The organism is [Bacillus] enclensis, assembly GCF_001456935.1.
Classification (GTDB): domain Bacteria; phylum Bacillota; class Bacilli; order Bacillales; family Bacillaceae_B; genus Rossellomorea; species Rossellomorea enclensis.
In genome coordinates, this window is the sequence record NZ_KQ758484.1 from 293,280 (window position 1) to 311,876 (window position 18,597).

The 18,597-nt window shown below is 45.9% G+C and carries 19 protein-coding genes and 1 pseudogene; 7 read left to right on the top strand and 13 right to left on the bottom strand.

Translation table 11 applies throughout. From position 1 onward, the window contains the following. Window positions 1–44: 44 nt before the first annotated feature. Both AS034_RS23335 and AS034_RS14250 read right to left on the bottom strand, forming a co-directional pair. On the bottom strand, window positions 45–167 hold the full coding sequence (locus AS034_RS23335; protein ID WP_269751547.1) for a hypothetical protein: 123 nt from the start codon (window positions 165–167) through the stop codon (window positions 45–47). Continuing rightward, window positions 161–388: a hypothetical protein gene (locus AS034_RS14250; protein WP_032085589.1), complete on the bottom strand. Its 228-nt coding sequence runs from the start codon at window positions 386–388 to the stop codon at window positions 161–163. The genes AS034_RS23335 and AS034_RS14250 overlap by 7 nt, the downstream gene beginning before the upstream one ends. Before the next feature lie 205 nt (window positions 389–593). On the opposite strand from AS034_RS14250, the gene AS034_RS14255 reads away from it, so the two are divergent. Beyond that, window positions 594–1,007, top strand: a complete 414-nt coding sequence (locus tag AS034_RS14255; protein ID WP_058299007.1) for an RDD family protein — start codon at window positions 594–596, stop codon at window positions 1,005–1,007. A 46-nt stretch (window positions 1,008–1,053) separates the two neighbouring features. Here AS034_RS14255 and AS034_RS14260 read toward each other — a convergent pair whose 3' ends face one another. Then, window positions 1,054–1,470 (bottom strand): GNAT family N-acetyltransferase, encoded by a 417-nt coding sequence (locus tag AS034_RS14260; protein WP_058299008.1) that lies wholly within the window; start codon window positions 1,468–1,470, stop codon window positions 1,054–1,056. A gap of 155 nt (window positions 1,471–1,625) precedes the next feature. Between AS034_RS14260 and AS034_RS14265 the strand changes: the two genes are divergently transcribed. The 3 genes from AS034_RS14265 to AS034_RS14275 all read left to right on the top strand — a co-directional run bounded on the left by AS034_RS14265 (window position 1,626) and on the right by AS034_RS14275 (window position 4,037). Beyond that, window positions 1,626–2,426, top strand: coding sequence for a VLRF1 family aeRF1-type release factor (locus AS034_RS14265; protein WP_058299009.1), 801 nt, complete (start codon window positions 1,626–1,628; stop codon window positions 2,424–2,426). A gap of 286 nt (window positions 2,427–2,712) precedes the next feature. After that, complete coding sequence (locus tag AS034_RS14270; RefSeq protein ID WP_058299010.1) at window positions 2,713–3,585, top strand: DMT family transporter; 873 nt, start codon at window positions 2,713–2,715, stop codon at window positions 3,583–3,585. Between the two features lie 164 nt (window positions 3,586–3,749). Continuing rightward, the gene (locus tag AS034_RS14275) at window positions 3,750–4,037 is read left to right on the top strand and encodes a hypothetical protein (RefSeq protein WP_032085585.1); all 288 of its coding nucleotides are present in this window, start codon (window positions 3,750–3,752) and stop codon (window positions 4,035–4,037) included. Between the two features lie 61 nt (window positions 4,038–4,098). On the opposite strand, the pseudogene AS034_RS14280 reads toward AS034_RS14275, so the two are convergent. The 8 genes and pseudogenes from AS034_RS14280 to AS034_RS14315 form a co-directional block, all read right to left on the bottom strand. Then, window positions 4,099–4,327: pseudogene (locus AS034_RS14280) on the bottom strand (hypothetical protein). 128 nt (window positions 4,328–4,455) lie between these two features. Then, window positions 4,456–6,426 carry a phospholipase D-like domain-containing protein gene (locus AS034_RS14285; RefSeq protein WP_244888162.1) on the bottom strand — a complete coding sequence of 657 codons (1,971 nt, stop codon included), beginning with the start codon at window positions 6,424–6,426 and terminating at the stop codon, window positions 4,456–4,458. A 434-nt stretch (window positions 6,427–6,860) separates the two neighbouring features. Further along, the gene (locus AS034_RS14290) at window positions 6,861–7,493 is read right to left on the bottom strand and encodes a response regulator transcription factor (RefSeq protein ID WP_032085583.1); all 633 of its coding nucleotides are present in this window, start codon (window positions 7,491–7,493) and stop codon (window positions 6,861–6,863) included. Then, window positions 7,486–8,535, bottom strand: coding sequence for a sensor histidine kinase (locus tag AS034_RS14295; protein WP_058299011.1), 1,050 nt, complete (start codon window positions 8,533–8,535; stop codon window positions 7,486–7,488). Before AS034_RS14295 ends, AS034_RS14290 begins: the two co-directional genes overlap by 8 nt. Next, window positions 8,532–9,263, bottom strand: a complete 732-nt coding sequence (gene liaF / locus AS034_RS14300) for a cell wall-active antibiotics response protein LiaF (RefSeq protein ID WP_032085581.1) — start codon at window positions 9,261–9,263, stop codon at window positions 8,532–8,534. The genes AS034_RS14295 and liaF overlap by 4 nt, the downstream gene beginning before the upstream one ends. Window positions 9,264–9,379: 116 nt before the next feature. Then, complete coding sequence (locus AS034_RS14305) at window positions 9,380–10,033, bottom strand: PspA/IM30 family protein (RefSeq protein ID WP_032085837.1); 654 nt, start codon at window positions 10,031–10,033, stop codon at window positions 9,380–9,382. A 365-nt stretch (window positions 10,034–10,398) separates the two neighbouring features. Further along, complete coding sequence (locus AS034_RS14310; protein WP_032085580.1) at window positions 10,399–10,743, bottom strand: lmo0954 family membrane protein; 345 nt, start codon at window positions 10,741–10,743, stop codon at window positions 10,399–10,401. A 170-nt stretch (window positions 10,744–10,913) separates the two neighbouring features. Then, window positions 10,914–12,695, bottom strand: a complete 1,782-nt coding sequence (locus AS034_RS14315) for a M3 family oligoendopeptidase (RefSeq protein ID WP_141687724.1) — start codon at window positions 12,693–12,695, stop codon at window positions 10,914–10,916. Window positions 12,696–12,879: 184 nt separating this feature from the next. Between AS034_RS14315 and AS034_RS14320 the strand changes: the two genes are divergently transcribed. From AS034_RS14320 to AS034_RS14330, 3 genes are all read left to right on the top strand, one after another. Further along, the gene (locus AS034_RS14320; RefSeq protein WP_058299013.1) at window positions 12,880–13,614 is read left to right on the top strand and encodes a TspO/MBR family protein; all 735 of its coding nucleotides are present in this window, start codon (window positions 12,880–12,882) and stop codon (window positions 13,612–13,614) included. Window positions 13,615–13,683: 69 nt separating this feature from the next. After that, the gene (locus tag AS034_RS23005) at window positions 13,684–13,821 is read left to right on the top strand and encodes a hypothetical protein (RefSeq protein WP_032085577.1); all 138 of its coding nucleotides are present in this window, start codon (window positions 13,684–13,686) and stop codon (window positions 13,819–13,821) included. Window positions 13,822–13,988: 167 nt separating this feature from the next. After that, complete coding sequence (locus AS034_RS14330) at window positions 13,989–14,444, top strand: GNAT family N-acetyltransferase (protein WP_244888163.1); 456 nt, start codon at window positions 13,989–13,991, stop codon at window positions 14,442–14,444. Window positions 14,445–15,009: 565 nt separating this feature from the next. Here the strand turns inward: AS034_RS14330 and AS034_RS14335 are convergent. Further along, window positions 15,010–16,872: a cation:proton antiporter gene (locus tag AS034_RS14335; RefSeq protein ID WP_074440027.1), complete on the bottom strand. Its 1,863-nt coding sequence runs from the start codon at window positions 16,870–16,872 to the stop codon at window positions 15,010–15,012. A gap of 124 nt (window positions 16,873–16,996) precedes the next feature. Further along, entirely contained in the window at window positions 16,997–18,325 is a 1,329-nt protein-coding gene (locus tag AS034_RS14340; protein ID WP_058299014.1) for an oligosaccharide flippase family protein, read from the bottom strand. Window positions 18,326–18,597: the final 272 nt, after the last annotated feature.

Below are 18,597 nucleotides of genomic sequence, written 5' to 3' on the forward strand. Positions count from 1 at the left end.
CCCCATCACAGACGGGACTTTTTAAGCCGTTCATAAGATTATTTTTAAGATACGATGAAGAAATTTGCCATAGCGATCAGAAGAAGGATGATGACGATACCGGAACTCATCCAGAGAATATCACTGAAATCCATTTTCATATCTGCTATTTTATCTTTATTCAGCATGCCATTTCACTCCCTTGATGATTTTCGATAAATCCGATGACCCTGAAGTCTGAATGATCGAATTTAGCTGATGCCGAGCAGTGGGAACATTCTATTTTCTGGACATTCATCGGGGTCCTGAATTCATTTTCACAGTGACTGCATTCCACGATATGTAGATCTTGTTCGCTGCCTTTTCGATCAAATTGAATACGTTCTCTTCCGCGATTAATGTAGCTCACTTTATACTCTCTCCCGTCAAGTTTGATTTAGTAAATATATACCCGATGAGATATTTGTAAAACATTTTTAATCTATTTTTCTATAAAATCTCAGTCTTTAAGCACATTTTTTTAGGGAGTTCGTCTTATTTAAGGAAACTTTTTCATATAGTAGTAGTCATTATGTTACACTTTTTACAAATTAGAGAGGTAAGGGGGAAAGTTCATGACGCAGCCAGCGGGGTTCGGGGTCAGATTCGTAGCCAATATTGTGGATTGGTTGATCATCAATCTTCCACTGATTATTATTGCAGGACTCGTTACAGGGGATTTTTCACAAGATAACACCTTTGTTTCCACGGTCATCTTTGTATATGTCCTGATCACTCCTGTTCTTTGGAAAGGGTATGTAGTCGGAAAGCGGATCGCGGGTATCCGCATCGTTAAAAAGGATGGAAGCAATGTCCACATCGGAAACATGCTGATGCGGACAATCGTTTCCGGGATTGTTTACGGTCTTACATTGGGGATCGGGATCATCGTCAGTGCCTTTATGGTCGGCATCCGTGAAGACAAACGGGCGATTCATGATTTTATCGCCGGGACCTATGTGACCCACGCCAAACCGGAAGAAGGGTGATCTCTTTAAAAACAACCAGCTTCATCTAGAGCTGGTTGTTTTTTGATTATAATCGCTTCTCCATGAAATGCTGGCGCCCTCCCTTTGGAAAGTCCTCCAGCACACCGAATTCTCTGTAACCGAGTTTTTTATAAAAACCGGGTGCCTGAAAACTGAATGTATCAAGCACCGACAAGTAGCATCCAAGTCCCCTTGCGTATTCCTCTATTCTTTCAATGAGCTGTACACCCAGTCCTTCCTTTCGGTGTTCCTCGGCCACCCAAAGGAAATCGATGTGGAGATGGTGCCAGAATGTCTCACCCGTCACCCCGCCCACTATTTCATCCTTTTCGTTCCTTACAACGAAACTCACCTTCTCCAACGGGGTTTTCACTTCGTCATTGATTGATTTCATATTGTACTCAATCAACTTTTTTCTTATGTAGTCGCTGTCTTCCTGATTCCATTGTTGTGTAATTTTCAATGTCTTCTCCCCCTTTTCTTATTTTTCCAGTTTATCATTTTCGCTGCTTTCAATGTGGTTTGGAGATTTTACCCAATCTCCCAAAAATCATGTTTAACGGCTGTCAAACTTGTTTATAGAATACTATAGACATAAAATTTCAAAGGAGAGGTTCGATGTCTTTTCAACGCACGATGAACAAGCTTGAAAACTTATCCTTGCAGAAACCGGACAAACTATTGACCGTCTATCTGAACACCGACCGAAGCGATCCCGATCAGCAGGGCGGCGAATGGAAAATCGCACTGAAAAACGGCTTCAACAGTCTAGTCGAATATTTGGAAAGCGCCCCTGAAGAACGTGAAAGACTGCAGGCGATCCGGCCAAAAGTTGAAAATCATATCCTGAGCCGGGAAAGGGAACTGCCCAGAAGCTTCATCATCTTTGCTTCAGCCGACAGCGGCATCTGGGAAACGTTCGAGTTGCAGGTACCGGTCGAAACGAACTTCTATTGGGAGGAAAAGCCCCATCTCGAGCAATTAAAATCACTGCACGACCAATATCCGCAAACCGGACTGATCCTCCTGCAGCAAAATCAGATTAAAATCCTTACCTCCGCTTTCGGACAGCTCCAAACAAGCGAGTTCATGGAATTCGACCTAGACACAGAGGACTGGAGACGAAGTGAAGGACCGCACCATGCAGATGTCAGCATGGGCAGCGGAGGCGGCAAATCAAACCAGCAGGATGAATTTGATGAAAGGCTGAAAGCCAACCAGCAGCGCTGGTGGAAAAGCCTCGGCAGTATCCTCGATAAAAAAGCCGCCGATGAAAACTGGGAAAAGATCGTCCTCGTCGGCGACAAAGAAGAAGCCGCTGTACTCGCTGAAAACATGAATAAAGACGTCCACGATACGATCCAAAAGAATCTCTTAAATGAAAATGAACATCAGGTGATTGAGAAGCTTCTAGCCTGACCCAAACGCAAAAAATCCGGATCCTGATTGCGGTTCCGGGTTTTTTACTGTTTTGGGAGCTTCAAATCCCCTGGATCCCCAAAATTCCAATTCCATTCCAGTAATAATATAAATTTATATACATAGATTGTTATACCACGGAAATCCGCCCTCCTATTGACCCCAGCCAGTATCTTTATTCTAAAATATCCACTCATATATTTTTATGCATGTTTAAGGAAGAAAAATTAAAGGAATTACCCATAACACCTTATCTATCAACATATGTTCGGTCAGGAGGTACACGATGAAATTTGCTGGTATTGGTTTAGTTGTACTAGCGGCTATATGCTGGGGCATCAGCGGCGGGATTGCCGATGTATTAATGAACAAGGGCTGGGATCCGATTGTGATTTCATTTTACCGGGGGGCCGTCGGCTTTATTTGTTTTTTCCTGTGGTTTCTTTTTCGTTTTAGACAAAACCGGGTCACTTCTCCCCGTTTATTCATGTGGGCTCTGATTGCGGGTGTGGGTGTTGCCGGGAATTTCACTTTTTATTTTTTGAGTATCGAGGCATCCAGTGTTGCGGTAGCCGCTACTTTAATGTACACCGCACCTGTATTCGTTCTCTTAATCTCCTTTTTATTACGGATTGAACCTTCTACTTGGTTCAAGTGGGGCTGCATTGCTGGTGTTCTTTTAGGGATTGTCCTGCTTACAGGTGCCTACAACACTGAATCGATTTCAGTGAGTTTTATCGGGATGGGCGCGGGGCTTGCTGCCGGTCTTTCATATGCTTTATTTATTTTCGGGTTTAAAAATGCATCTTCTATCGCGAATCCGCCCGCCACGTTAGCCATTTCTTTTTTTTCATTTTGTCTCATCCTTTTTTTCTTCACGGATAAGGCTGAAGCAGCTGATGTGTTGGCTTCAAGTGATCTAGGACTGTTTTTACTTCTGGGAATCCTCGGGGCTGGACTTTCATTTACATTGTACGTGATTGGAATACGATGGACTACTCCGTCAAATGCTTCCATGGTCGCTATGGTAGAGCCGGTGACAGCTTCATTATTCGGCGTCCTGGTTATCGGGGATCACTTGAACGCCATTCAAATCCTCGGAATGGCGGTTATCCTGGTTACGATCACCGTGCTTAGTGTGAAGCAGTCCGATGACTAAGAAAGTGATCCTGTTTAAGTTTTTTGAAAAAGCATTTGCTCACTAAAAAATAATGAGTCATCATAGGGAATAGGGCACGCTAAATCAGGATTTTTCCAAATGTCTCATTCTTACAAGCACCACCCGCCTCCTTTTGCATACTTTGTAAACAGGAGGTGTGTGCCGTGCTTTCACGTATTAAATGGTTGTCCTTTTCGATTGAATTATTTCTCGCGGTTCCGGTCTTTGGAAATATTGCGGGTGACGCAATTCCGTTTCTCCTTTGCTTAGTGGCGGTCTGGCATGCTTGTGTGTTGTACGTTTCAAAATCAGAAGATCAGCCGATTCTCGGAAGTGCGCTTGGAATCATTGCCTCATTCCTCAATTTCTTCCCGATCATCCGGTTGATTGCTCACGCGATTACTGCCATTGTACTTATTTTTGAAATTCAGAAGGCACCTGGGATGGAATGATCCTGATGCCTTCAACTGAAAAAAGATGCTTCCAGATGGAGGCATCTTTTTCGGTTGATTCTCAATGTTTATTTCCCCGTTTAAAATTACCGGTGATCTTTGCCATCACTAATTGTTTTTCTTTTTCGCTTCCTGCCATTTTTACTCTTTTCATGAACTTGTCAGCTTCTTTCCCCCTTAAGTATTTTCACCTGCCTTCCTTCATAATCTATAAACACCATACCGTTTTTCATTTCCCTATATGTAAACGGAGATTCTTCCAGGCGGTTTCGTTTATCGATATTCCCCATCATCGCCCTCCTTTCTTTGAACAAGATCTATTGTTATATTCCAGAAAAGAAGGCATTTACCTTTTCCAGTTACAAAAAAACGCAGTCCAACCCTGGGATTCACTCCCAAAGCCAAACTGCATTATTGATTACTGAATTACACCGCCGGCATTCACATACCGCGCATTGAATTCCTGCAGAAACTGATTTGTTACCGCAACATCATGGATGATCAGCATATTTTCATCATTTACATTGTTCCCGTTTTCACTCCAGTTCGTAGAACCGACGATGACGGTCGGATCACTGGCCGTGTCTGCATCGATGATCATCGTTTTGGCATGGAGCTTTCTGCTTTCATTAGCAGAGTAAACCGGAGCCGGGTTGGCCCAGCGGATATTCGGGTTGTTTTCGCTCGTCTGGGATGCCGTCCTGCCGGTCATCTCGATGCTTGCTGACCACCACTGATTCCAGAAGCTCGCATCGAACAGTCCTTTGACATCAAAGCCTGTCAACGTCCCTTGATTGTCCTCATAGCTCCCTTCCCACTTGTTCTTCAGTTCATCTACCAAAGCTTGATCGCTCCAGGCGAAAATCGTGAAATAAGCATTCTCATCCGCTTCTGTTCTCACAAGTTCAGTCATACGCCCGACTGCATCATCACCTGATGAAAAATATACCTCGACTTCTTTCCCCCCGATCGTCACTGAGTGAGGTGTATTATCGATTTTGCGCGTACTGAAGTTTGAAACCGTCTTATCAGGTGTTGTGGTCGCGCTCCCCCACATTTCCTCGAACTCTGTTTCATAGATGGCAGCAAGCTCAGGAGAATGCACCTCTACGACATGCTGCTGGTTCCCGTCAAGAATTCCCTGATTCATATTCTCTTCTGATCCGTAAAGTCCTGTCACCGTATAGTTCCAACTGCCTGTGAACACCCATTGATCATCCACCACAGCAAATTTGTTGTGCATCTGGTTACCTGGTGAATAGTAACTGTCCGCAGCCTTCTCTTCACCTTCAACGAACAGATGACCTGTCGTCTCCGTGCTTCCCACCATCACCGTGCGCTGCGTGAAATCATTGAAATCGGCAGGCAGATTGTACGCAGAACGTTTCGCGGCGTCTTCAACCGCAAACATCGGGGAATCCGACAGAATATGAGCATCGTCCGCCGTTCCTACGATCTTATCTTTTCCGCGGACAAGCTTCTCTAAATAAAGTCTCATTGTTTCATATCGTTCGGCATAATGAGGATCTGCCCCGTCCTTCGCATCGGCAAGGATACGCACATCGACTCCTTGAGCCGCTTTTTCCATGAGCGTATCAACCACACGCGGCAGATTGATTTCATATGTAGCAAAATCAATCGAGGTCGTCGCTTCGTTCAGCCTTTCAATCAATTGATCTTCCAGATTCACATTATAGTTTGCCGCGTTGCCAGAAGATGCATATTGAGTTGCCGCACTTTTGTTGAAGAAGACATTGATTGCGCCAAGGTCCTCGCTGACATTCGTCAAGGATTCACTTCCGCTGCCTGAAGGAGGTGCAGACTGCTGGGAGTTAGGAGCCTTCGGTGTCCCGTATCCGCCTTCATAAGCAGTAGTAGATGTACCCCAGCTTGCTGCGCTCGTACCGGTCGCGGTGATGTCAGTTCTCTCCATCGCCGCCTTTGTCGTATTATCCCCCGCATACCAGCTGTCTACCTCGTCAACGACCGTTCCTGAAGCATCCTTCAAGTAGAGTACTTCATTCGAATTACCAAGACTTCCTGTATAAATCTGGTCCGCTGCCACACCTGAAATCGTGCTGTCACTTGTTCTTTCTAAAAGAAAATAGTCGTCCGCCGCCACCGATCCGCTTAACTGGATGGACGGTGAACCGTCCTGGGCTTCAAGCACCCATCCATCAAGGGACAAGCTGGATGAAGATGCGTTATACAATTCAATCCATTCATCATTATAAGAAGCCGTCGTCCCCATCCAGGCGACTTCATTGATCACGGCCGTATTGGAGGCTGCCGCCGCTTCCTTAGTATCCGTGAACCCTTGTGGAACGAGGCTCCCCGCAAGCAATAACGCTGTACTCATTACTGACAAAGAAAACTTTTTCATGCTCATACCCTTTCCCCTTTCAAAATAGATGACAAATATAAAAAATAGATTACAGTACAAGTATATTTTGTCTTATTTTGCAGAGTAATAGGCTGAAGGGTGTTATTAATCTTATTATTTTGTAAATAGTGTTTTGGTTTTGTAAATTGATACTACTATACACCCAGGGTATTTCCTTAAATTTCATAGAACTTAATCCTTATCCTTTTTACGACAGTCGATGTGTTCGAATAGGACTAAAAGCCTGCATGTTAGCCGGGTATGTGCGGAATTTCCGATATAAGTGCGAAATATTTCGTATATGTGCGGAAATTTGGATATATGTGCGAATCCTCTGGATTTATGTGCGAACTACAAATTTATCTACATAATCCGACAGATTCAAACAACCTCTCTCTACCTGAAAAATAAAAAACCCAGAAGCCTCTGCTTCCGGGTCCTTATTTGGCCAAATCATGTTTAAATGCATAAATCACGGCCTGTGTGCGGTCCTGCACCCCAAGCTTTGATAGGATATTGCTCACGTGCGTCTTCACAGTTTTCAAGGCGATGAATAATTCATCGGCTATTTCCTGGTTTGTCTTTCCCTGGGTCATCAGCAGGAGGATTTCGAGTTCACGGTTGGTCAGCTCCTCGTGAGGTTCGGAAACCGTGCGCTGCCTCATCCTGGTCATCATCTTTCCTGTCACCTCAGGTTCGAGGATGGATTGACCATGATACGTTTTGCGGACCGCTTCCGCGATTTCACTTGCTTTGGATGTTTTCAGCATATAACTGACAGCGCCCGCTTCGAGAGCCGGGTATACTTTATCGTCATCAAGGAAGCTTGTGACGATGATGATTTTCGCGTCTGGCCATTGACTGATAATTTCCTTCGTCGCCTGGATGCCGTCCATTTCTTTCATGACAAGGTCCATCAGGATGATGTCCGGACGCAGTTCAAGCGCGAGTTTCACCCCTTCACTCCCGTCCGAGGCTTCCCCGACGACTTCGATATCAGACTGTGCAGACAGATAGGAGGATACACCGATCCTCACCATCTCGTGGTCATCTACAAATACGACTTTAATCATTTTCTTCACCTACATTCTCTACAACCGGCACCTTCACCTCAAGGCGCGTGCCTTTATTTGGGATACTGATGATCTTGCATGTACCGCCGATCTCGATGGCTCTTTCCTTCATATTCTGAAGACCGTATGAACTCGTGGCTTTCGATTCGTTGACATCAAAGCCCTGGCCGTCGTCCACGACACGCATGATGATGATGGATTCCCTTTTGATCAACAGCACTTCAAGGGACGAGGCCTTGGCATGCCGGAGAGTATTTGAAACCGATTCCTGGAGGATCCTGAACAGATGGTCCTCCACTCCCTTGTCGAGTTTCATATCCTCGATCTTCCATTGAATATCGAGAGGCACCTTTTGTGATAATTCGACCAGCAGCTCCTTCATTCCTTCTTGCAGGTCCTTACCCTTAAGTGCAACAGGGCGCAAGTGGAGAAGTAGTGCTCTCATTTCAAGCTGTGACTGATGGATCATCTGCTCGACCATCTTCAGCTGTTTTTCTTCCTGTGGCGTCCTTGTCGATGACGGCGTCTCCGTGATTGCCGACATGAGCATGGAAGCGGCGAAGAGCTGCTGGCTGACTGAATCATGAAGCTCCCGGGCAAGCCGGTTGCGCTCCTGTGAGACGATTTCCTGGATCCGCTTCTCCTGCTCCTCCGCTTTTTCATTGGCAAGCTTCTGTGAATACCTTGCCTGGTCGGCAAGATGCTTCCCCAGTGAGTCCACTTTTTTCCAAATATGCTGTAGTTCTGCAGACGAGGACTCTGCCGGGGTGAAGGTCCTCCCCTGTTCTACATGGAGGAGGGCATCTTCGATTTCATGCAGCTGTTTTTTATGGAGCCAACCCGAGCGCAGACCGAATATGAGCCCGAGCAGGATGGTGACCAGAAGAATGAAGCCGGCCGCCGGTATGTCCATCACTTCGACTTCCCATAAGAGGGACCAGTCTTCAAGCGGGTACAAATAGAAAAATGACAGGGACACGACAATCAATACACAAAGTGAAAAGAACAATCCGGCTGCCAGTTGTTTTCCGACCGTACTCATATTCTCTTCACCTCTAAGTCACCGATCCAGAGGGAGGTCACAATCTTCACCCGCTGGCCTGCCGTTTCGTAACCCGGCGTTTGATAGTATAGGGATTGGTTGATCGCTTTCGGTTCCACACTTTCGAATATCTCAATCGAACCCGCGAGCACAGAGTGATGAATGCTTACTTCCACTTCATACGGGACGAGGATTTCCACATTCCCAAGGATATTGCGGACCGATACGACCGACGTCCCTTTCGGAAGCACTGTATTTCCCATATCGATGACAGAATCACCGATGATCCCCTGGATGTTGATGTCATTCCATTCAAACACATCCTCAGGCGTGCGCTTTGTTCCGAACCATTCGTTTTGAAGGGCAGCTTTCTTCATGATCAGCGGTTCCTGGGATTGCGTGAATGTTTCTTTGATGTCAGGCGCTATATATTTCGGATGTTTCTTCGAATCCGCAAATCTCATGATAATGAAAATTAAAATGGCAAAAAGCAAAAATTTAAATGCGACGGTATTGAATATATTGATCCCCAGGCTGATGACCCCGAACCAGAACAGGATCTTGCCTGATTTTTTATGAAGTTTCTTGCGGCCGAAATAAATGGCAAATGCCGCTAAGAAAAGAAAGACCAGAACCCCCCCGTCATAAAAAGAGACTTCCAAAAGGATGAGTAACGTACCGATCAAAATGATCCAGCTGATGCCGTCTGAACGCAGTCTATTGAACAAAGGGGGTTCCTCCTTTCATGAATGTATGTATAGTATTTTATTTTTCCCCTGATAGTATGAAAGAGGGTGAACCCTGGATGGGCTCCCCCTTTTTTCTGTTATAAGAATACCATGTTTTACGATGGAATGGCTTCAGTTTCCTCTTTTTTCATTTCTTTTTCCAATTTGGCGATTTTCGCATCGATTGTGTTGCGGTAATATGAGGAGTTCACCCCGTGCTCGAGTTGATCCAGGTACGTCTCGATCTCATCGAATTTCGAGAACGAGGCGTTATTGTAGCCTGATGAAGATTCCAGCACGCTGTTCATCTTATTATGGGCGCGGGCGATATTTTCCCTGCCCATAAGCTCCATTCTTTTGATGTACATATCTTTCAGCTTATGCTTCATTTCCTCGTATTTTCTTTCGAGCTCATCCAGCTCTTTCACAGCCTTCAGCTTAAGATCCGCGATGCGTTCTGCGCGCTCATCATAGTATTTTTGTTCCTGAAGGGCAAATTCGTAAAGCTCGGTTTCGCTTGCCTTTGAAGCCACTTCAGCCTGATGTTTTCTTTTTTCCGCAAGTTTCACTGCCTGCTGGTATTCTTTTGTGAATTCTTCTTTGAGAAGGTATTGGCGTTCGACCAGTTTCCTGACTTTTTCTACTTCGTTTTCGCATTGTCTGAGGTAGTGGTTAAGTACGGAGATCGGGTTTTTCTTCTCTTTTTTATCTAATGCTTCGTGCAGGTCGGACATGACTGTATTTTTGATTCTTTGGAATAAGTTTGGCATGGTTTTTTCTCTCCTTTTGATATGTTTTTTATTACTATCGGTTTTGAACATGGACCGTTCCTTTTCGCTCCAGGCACTTGCTTTCCGCGGGGAGGAAGTCAAGCCTCCTCGGCGTTCCGCCTGCGGGGTCTCGACTTTTCCTCTATTTCCCGTCGGAGTCAAGTGCCTTCCGCTACAATCCACTCTAGACATCCATCCAAGTATGAAAGTCTTATATTGTTAAACTGGATGCAAAACTCACACATTTTGCGCCTAAATGGGCGAGTCTTCGTCTTGCACTCCAATCAACCGCTGGATGGAACTTAAAATTCTCAAGACATACAACACTGCATTTTGTCTAGGGACCAAGATCTACTGATAAAACCCTAGTTCTTCAACTGAGACCATTCTCTTTCAAAATTGGTGAATGGGTCGTTTGATGTTTCTTGGATGATGATGTCTTGTTTTTTCCAGTTTTTGTAGATTACGTAGAGGACGTAGAGTGCGACGAGTCCGATGATGGCCGGGAAGTTGGATACTGTGGCGCTGAATGCCGCCAGTCCGATCAGGGCCCAAAGGACCTTTTTGAATGTTGAGTCTGTTTTAAGGAACGCCTTGACGCTGTAATACATAATCACCAGGGAAAGCGCGAGCCCCACGATCGGTCCTAAATTGGCAAGCAGCACGATCGCTGCGATCCCTCCCGCTAAGAGCAATCCGAATTTTTTCATTTGTTGTTGCCTCCTTTCTTCTTCATGTCTTTATCCTACCTGGTTTTCCGATTCCCCATAACGAGCTCTGGCTTTATTTTCAGCTAAGACTTGAGGCTTAGCCCGGGTAGGACTGCATATAAAAAAGCCCGTCCCCGCCGCTTTAAAGCGATGAGGGACGGGCTTTCGATTTAGTTTGTCAGTTCAAGGAATTCATCGACATCGGCGATGCAGAGCTTTATGCCTTTTTCCCAGAATGCTTCCTGGGTGATGTCTTCCCCGAGGTGTTTCATGGCGAGTTCTTCAACGTTCATGATTGCTGTATCGCGAAGCAGCGCCATATACTTCTCTTCATAATTCTCACCTGACTCGAGAGCCTTTGCGTAAATGCTCAGTGAGAACAGATAGCCGAAGGTGTACGGGAAGTTATAGAACGGTACACCTGTGATATAAAAATGGAGTTTGGATGCCCAGAAACGCGGATGCACTTCCCCCAGTGAACCTGCGAAAGCCTCTTTCTGGGCTGCCGCCATCAGTTCATTCAGTTTATCTGCAGAAACGATTCCTTTTTTACGCTCCTCATAGAAGCGGGTTTCAAACAGGTAGCGGGCATGGATGTTCATGAAGAAGGCGACGCTGCGCTGCAGTTTATCTTCCACAAGGGCGATTTTTTCTTCCTTCGTCTCCGCTTCCTTCACAGCTGCATCCGCGACGATCATTTCCGCGAAGGTTGAAGCTGTTTCAGCGACGTTCATCGCATAGTTGCGGTTTAGCGTATGCATCGGACGCAGGGCGTAGGAGTGGAAAGCATGCCCGAGTTCGTGAGCGAGCGTCGATACATTGGACATGCTCCCTGAATACGTCATGAAGATCCGTGACTGGTCGCTCATCGGAAATGATGTACAGAAGCCGCCAGGACGTTTGCCGGCACGGTCTTCCGCTTCGATCCAGCTGTCCTCGAACGCTTTTTCAGCAAATCCGGCCATTTCCTCCCCGAAACGGGCGAATTGCTTCAGGATGAAGCGGGCTCCTTCATCATAGCTCATCGTGCTCGTCGATTCGGCAACCGGTGCATCCTGATCGAACCAGTCGAGCTTCTCTTTGCCCAATAACTGCGCTTTCCGATTAAGATAGTCCACAAACGGAGCTTTATTTTTTGAAATCGCCCCCCACATTGCATCGAGTGTTTCCTGCTTCATGCGGTTATATTCAAGCGGCTCTTTCATGATATCTTCCCAGCCGCGCTTCTTGTAAACAGTCAACCGGAAACCGCCCAGGTGATTAAGCGTCTTCGCAAATAATTCTTCATTCTGCTTCCACGCCTCTTCCAGCTTTTCGAAAATCTCTTTCCTAGTTTGCTTATCAGGACTCGACAGCAGATTATTTGCCTGTCCGACCGAGAGCTGTCTGCCTTCATGCGTGATCTCCATTGAGCCGACAATCGTGTCATACATCTGGCCCCAGCCATGGTATCCGTCCACCGAAAGGGCGCCGATCAGCGCTTCCTCCGTGCTGGACAATTTATCTTTCGCCTTTTGTCTCCATTCATTTAAGACAAATGTGATTTCTTTTAACCTGTCATGCTGAAGGAGCTCCTCCCAAACTTCCTCGGAGCTGTCTGAGAGCTGCTGCTGAAATTTCGTGAAAACAGAAGAAAAATCCGCGCTTATGCTCGTGATTTCCCCCCTCAGCTCATCAGCTTTCCGGTCGTGCATGTTCTGGGCTTCAAGGCAGCTGACGAACGCCCCTGCCTGACGCAGATAAAGCATCACTTCTTTAGCTTCCTCAATCAAATTCCACACGAGATCGGCATCGCTGCCTGACTGCGGCGGGTGAAAAGCAATCGCATTTTCCTCGAAATGCGTTTTCATTTTTTTCAGCGTTTCGAGATGTTCCCTGAATGCTTGTGACTCACTTCCGCCTTGAAAAAATACATCTAAATCCCATACATCAGAATATGTAGTGTTCATAATTGCCCCCTATTTTTATCTAATACCTGTCTTTGTATTATTCTCGATTCATGGACTGAATCCTCCCATTAATCGAAAGATATTTCGACTCTCTAAAAAAAGATTAACCCTGACAGAACAGTGGAATAGTATTTAAAAATATATCTCGAGCATAGATTTAGTTTAGACAAAGATGGGAGGACTACTTTTGACAAAATTGATATTGAACATCCTGGCCTTTGCACTTGTCATTATCATGAACACGCTTGCTGTCACACTGCCGCTCAATAATCAGTCGACATCTGAGATCAGCAACCGATTGGATATCCTGCTGACTCCGGCAGGTTATGTATTCTCGATATGGAGCTTGATTTATTTACTGTTGGGCGTGTGGATACTGAGGATGATCCCTAAAAGCAGGAGGGAGCTGCCTCTTTATCAGAACACGAGCGGTCTCTTCATACTGAGCTGTCTGCTGAATTCCGGCTGGATCCTTGTCTGGCATTATAATTATTTTCTCGTTTCTGTATTTGTAATGATCGGCCTGTTCCTGACCCTCGCATCACTTTACAGAGCGGTGAAACGGACGGACCCGGCTCTCTTGGATATGGCCCCATTTTCAATTTATTTTGGGTGGATCTCGATAGCAATGATCGTTAACATCCTCTACTACTTTACCGACATCGGTCTGATTGGAGAGGGCAGTGCCGGCAGTTTCTGGTCTTACGGCGGCCTGCTGATTGCAACGGTGCTTGCGATAGTGGTCAGAGTTTCTCAAAAGGACTGGCTGTATCCGCTTGTCTTCGTTTGGGCGTTTGTTGGGATCGGCATGAAAAACTTAGATGCACATGGAGCATTTGCTTATACCGCATACACCCTGGCTATCGTCATTCTGCTCATCACCCTGTTCTACCGAAAGACCCGCATTCCCGGACGTCCTTAACGGCTTCAGGGTACCCAGGTATAGAAACACCGCTTCTGACTGACATTAAGTTGGAGGGGGTGTTTTTGTATGGAAAATGGTCACGGCAAGAAGCGGACGGTTTCCGGAACAGATATTGAAGAAGTGAAAAAGCTGAACAGCGAGTCGGGGTTGACGTACAACCAGGTGAAACAACTCCTTGGCGGGCAGTACTCCCGGAAAAAATAACTTAAAGCACCGGGCTGATGCTCTATGAGTTGCTTTAGAAAAGCGCACTTGAATTCTACATGGAATTCACAGTGCGTTTTTTGTCTTGCAGATCAACATTTTTTGTTGTTATTTCAAATTATTGGATATAAAATGATTTTATCAATCAGAATCAAAGGGGAATTAACATGAGTATAGAGCTGTTTTCAGAGAGGTTAAAACTAATTCCTTGCAGTGATGAGGCATTCGCAACTCACTCTGCTCAAGACTACGAACTTGGACCTCACATCGAAATGCACCTTGAAGAATTAAAAGAAGACCCATCTGTGTTTGGGTGGGGTGTCTGGTTTGTAATCGATAAACAAACGAATAAAATCATTGGAGATATGGGGTTTAAAGGCAAGCCTGATGAAGAAAATTCCGTAGAAGTCGGTTACGGGATAAAAGCTTCTGAACAAAATAAAGGATATGCAACAGAAGCATTAACATGTCTCATTGAATGGGCACTTCATTCTCATTCTGTAGATAAAATAGTTGCTGAATGCCTGGAGGATAATATCCCTTCCATTAAAGTATTAGAGAAACTGAATATGACAAAAACCGGAAAAGTTAATGATATGCTTTATTGGCAGCTGGATAAATAATCTGTGTGAAAAGAGGTTGGGACTAAAAAAATCATCATTTAAATACGAACAATAGTAGTAGGTTCTTAATACCGCTAATGATTTCCGTGCAAGACTTCGCTTTCCGCGGGCGGTTGGTGAGCCTACTCGTCGCTCTGCTCCTGCGGGTTAGGAAAACGGAAGGGCTTTGGTCAGAGGCTGGTGGCATAAGGCGAATCGACCACGAAGGCGTTCTTTGCCTTCTTGGGCGAGTTGACTTATGTCATGTGCCTCTAAGCACTGGAGCTGGACAAATAGAAAAGCGGAAGCGGCTCGCCCAGAGGCGACAAGCATAAGGCGAGAAAGCCGGAAAGGCGTACTTTGCCTTTATGGCTTTCTTGACTTATGACCTCGAGCCTCTAGCCGCTGGAGCTGGACAAGTCTCACCTAACTCGCTTTTCCCGCAGGAATCTTCGTCCTGCACTCCAATCAACCGCTAGAAATTTTTTAAACAGATTAAAAACCCGAACTGAGTTGCCTCATTTTGTGCAAATTAGTTCGGGTTTTATTCAGACTAAAACATTTTTGTCCCAGCTTCTTTTTGTTTTTATTTTACATTCCCATTCTGATTGTTCTCACGCTGTTCTGCAAGCTTCTCGTTGATTTTTTTCATTTCCTTGCAGCGCTGGGTAAGACTTACGATGGTATCTCCCTGTTCGATCTTTGGAGATGCACCCTCGGTGAAGAATTCGATTCTGCCTGAAGGCTTCAGGGCGAATAGCAGCAGTGTATTTTCATCACGTTCTTCAAGATAAGCCTCAAAGCGGTATTTTTCCGTGATGCTCGTCTTCCTGAACACATCTCCTCTTTCTATCCGCTTATTCAATTCTTCCCAAGTCACATTTTCCTGGAAGAGGATCCTTCCCCCGATGGTGTGAACCATGTCCTCAAGATCCACTTCCCCCTGATTGCGCAGGCTCAGCTGGAATAAATTATTCCTCCCGATTTCAGGGACAAAGGTGGTGCAGACAAGTGCATTATAAGAATCAAGTTCAGTTGCCGCAATCATATATTCATACGGTGTCAGATCGAGATAATACTCCGTCTGCTCCGAAAGGATTTCTCCTTTGTAAAAAGGTACTCCCGCTTTCCTTACCGGAATAAGACGCTGCCAGGATGAATCGGCAATCAAAACCGGAATCTTCAATTCCTGGAGTGTCTTTGCGAGTTCAGTACTGAAACTGTTGCCTCCGACAATCACAACACCCGGCTGCTCATCAATGGCAAGATCCAGCTTCTTGGCCAGCCACTTGATCGTGAACCCATGTGCCACGACAGTCGAGAATACGAGGGCAAACGTGAGCGACGTCAGGATCGATGCATCCTCGAATCCTTTTTCCAGCAGGACGGAAGCAAAGTAACTTGAAACCGTCAGTGCCACGATCCCCCTCGGAGCGATCCATCCGACAAGAAGCTTCTCTTTATTCGAAAGATCAGTCCCGATCGTAGACAGCCAGATTGATAAAGGTCTGACAATGAAAAGCATCAGCAGAACGAATGCAACGATATTCCAATTAAAGATCCGCAGCAGCGTATCAACTGATAACGATGCTGTCAGCATGACGAAAATGGTCGATATCAGCAGCACCGAGATATTCTCCTTGAAATGGCGCATATCATCAATTGAAGAGATATGCATATTCGCCAGGGTCATCCCCATCACCGTTACTGCCAGTAGACCCGTTTCATGCATGATTTGGTCGGATATCGCAAAACTTGCAAGCACCAATACGAACACAACCGGCGACTTTAAAAATTCGGGGACATGTCCTTTTTCAAAAATGAAGGCAGTGAATTTCCCCACGAGCCATCCGAACACTCCTGCAAAAATGGATGCCGCAAAGAAAAGGAGCAATGAGGTTGCAGTGACATGTTCGCTGATCAGAAAGTTGATGATTTCAAATGCAAAGACAGCCAGTAATGCCCCAAACGGGTCTACCACGATCCCTTCCCATTTCAAAATCGCGGCAGGCCGCGGCTTCAGCTTTGCCTGCCTGAGAAGGGGCAGGATCACTGTCGGACCTGTCACAATGAACAATCCTCCGATGACAAATGCCACCGCCCATGACAATCCGGCTACATAGTGAGCGCCGAGAGAACCGAAAATCCAAGCCAGCAGTGCCCCGAATGTCACGATGCGGAAGACAGGTTTTCCAAGTCCCCTTACTTCACGGAAGTCGAGGTTCAAACTTCCCTCAAATAATATGATGGCCACGGCCAGCGACACGATCGGTTTGAACATATCACCGAAATCAGCTTTTGGATCAATCAGCCCGAATATCGGCCCAACAAGTAGGCCTGCAATCGACATCACGACAATGGCAGGCATCCTGAATCGCCATGCGAGCCATTGGGAAGCAATGCCGAGAAAACCGATTAGCATTAAGTTAAACAATATAGAATCAATCATCGCGTACTCCTTTGATGTATGAATTAGCAAATTCGCTGCTGTAATGATGGCATTATGCTTATGGAACATGATAATCGGTAAGGGCGGTTCGTTGCAAAAGATAAGAATCCTAGTATGTGTTAGTTTACATTTTTACCGCTGATTTTAACCAAATAGTCGTTTCCAATTCTCTGCATATCGTCACATAATGAAGAAGAGCACTCAATACTGCACCTGCATTCATGCCGATGATGACCCCTGTCATGCCGAAATCAGGCTGAGACCCGAGTATGTAAATCAGGCTGAAGGAAAATATGCTTGCCCAAACCGTATGGATCAGTGCATCCTTTACCAGACCGAGACCGATGAGAAAAGCCTGGAGTGGAAGCACTAGAAAATGAAAGAAAAAATACGGCCACAGCAGCTTGAGGTAAAACGCAGAGGTAGTCGAGTGGAAAAACGTCACAGTGATATAGTCACCCAGCAAATAATAGATGGCAACTGCCGGCACCCCGTACCCAAGCGTGATCCACATCACCTGCTTCAAGTGCTGGAGGATCCCCTCCCCATCATTCGCCGAAGCTTTCTCGGAAATCGTCGGTATCAGGACGATCAACAGCGAAAAAGCGATAAATGAAGGGAAAAAGCCGATAGTCAATGCAATCCCGGCCATCATGCCAAAATGTTCATTCGCTTCTACCGCCCCCATCCCTGCGTGGACGAGTGCCAATTTTATAAGAAAAGGCTGAACGGCATGGGTAAAAGCATGAAAAATCCTCAGGACAGTGGTCGGGACAGAGACGGATAATATCGACCTCCTCATCTCCCCCTTCGATAAACGAACATGCGGGATACCTTCCTTCCCTTTACCCCTCCGGTTAAGAATGTAAGCCTGTATCAAATAAATAAATACGACCGCTTCACTGGCGACCAGCGTACATAATGCAATAAAGATGGATGTATCGCTTGTGAAGGATAAAAATTGATAAATGGAAACCAGGAGGATCAGCTGTATCCCTTTACGCAGAAAATTGGCGACCGCGATCTTCCGCATCTGCTGGACCCCCATAAAATACCCCCTTGTGATCGAGGTAAACGCCACAATAGGAATAACAGCCAGGATCAGCCAGCGGATACCCGCATGAATCCCTTGGAACAGAGGGGTCCACATATAGACAAGAACCATTCCGATTAAAAGGAAAATCGTCGTCAGCACGGCAAACCTGAACACATACTGAAGCATGCCGCGATGATACTTCTCATCCTTTTCCGCAATGAACTTCGACAAGCTGATCGGCAGCTCCATACTTGAGAGAATCACCACCAAAAAAACCGTCGGCAAAATCGACATATATGTACCAAGTCCCGCCTCCCCGAGTTCACGTGCTAAAATCATATTGATCATGAACTCGACCAATTCTCCAAAAAAAGCCGTTATCACAAGCACCAGCGTGCCTTTTAAAAACAAACTCATAGATCCGGACCACCTTCGAATATGATAATTCATTGTATGAGGGTTGTCCGGTGATTATGTGTTTGCGGGTTGGCGGGTTATTTGGGGATTGGATTGGGTGAGCGGTGCCTTGGGAGAGTGGTGCCTGGCTCGGATAGGGGTGATTGAGCCTGGCTCAGATATGGTGAATTGAGCCTGGCTCAGAGTGGAGGTTTTGAGCCAGGCTGAGAACTGCTGTTTTGAGCCTGGCTCTATTGGGATGATATGAGCCAGGCTCAGGATGCCTGGATTGA

Coding starts and splice junctions, on each gene's coding strand:
- AS034_RS14340 (WP_058299014.1), bottom strand. CDS start 18,325: ATGAGTTTGTTTTTAAAAGGCACGCTGGTGCTTGTGATAACGGCTTTT.
- AS034_RS14305 (WP_032085837.1), bottom strand. CDS start 10,033: ATGCCAAACTTATTCCAAAGAATCAAAAATACAGTCATGTCCGACCTG.
- AS034_RS14295 (WP_058299011.1), bottom strand. CDS start 8,535: ATGAGTACGGTCGGAAAACAACTGGCAGCCGGATTGTTCTTTTCACTT.
- AS034_RS14310 (WP_032085580.1), bottom strand. CDS start 10,743: ATGAAAAAATTCGGATTGCTCTTAGCGGGAGGGATCGCAGCGATCGTG.
- AS034_RS14270 (WP_058299010.1), top strand. CDS start 2,713: ATGAAATTTGCTGGTATTGGTTTAGTTGTACTAGCGGCTATATGCTGG.
- AS034_RS14330 (WP_244888163.1), top strand. CDS start 13,989: ATGAGTATAGAGCTGTTTTCAGAGAGGTTAAAACTAATTCCTTGCAGT.
- AS034_RS14335 (WP_074440027.1), bottom strand. CDS start 16,872: ATGATTGATTCTATATTGTTTAACTTAATGCTAATCGGTTTTCTCGGC.
- AS034_RS14285 (WP_244888162.1), bottom strand. CDS start 6,426: ATGAGCATGAAAAAGTTTTCTTTGTCAGTAATGAGTACAGCGTTATTG.
- AS034_RS23005 (WP_032085577.1), top strand. CDS start 13,684: ATGGAAAATGGTCACGGCAAGAAGCGGACGGTTTCCGGAACAGATATT.
- AS034_RS14290 (WP_032085583.1), bottom strand. CDS start 7,493: ATGATTAAAGTCGTATTTGTAGATGACCACGAGATGGTGAGGATCGGT.
- AS034_RS23335 (WP_269751547.1), bottom strand. CDS start 167: ATGCTGAATAAAGATAAAATAGCAGATATGAAAATGGATTTCAGTGAT.
- AS034_RS14255 (WP_058299007.1), top strand. CDS start 594: ATGACGCAGCCAGCGGGGTTCGGGGTCAGATTCGTAGCCAATATTGTG.
- AS034_RS14265 (WP_058299009.1), top strand. CDS start 1,626: ATGTCTTTTCAACGCACGATGAACAAGCTTGAAAACTTATCCTTGCAG.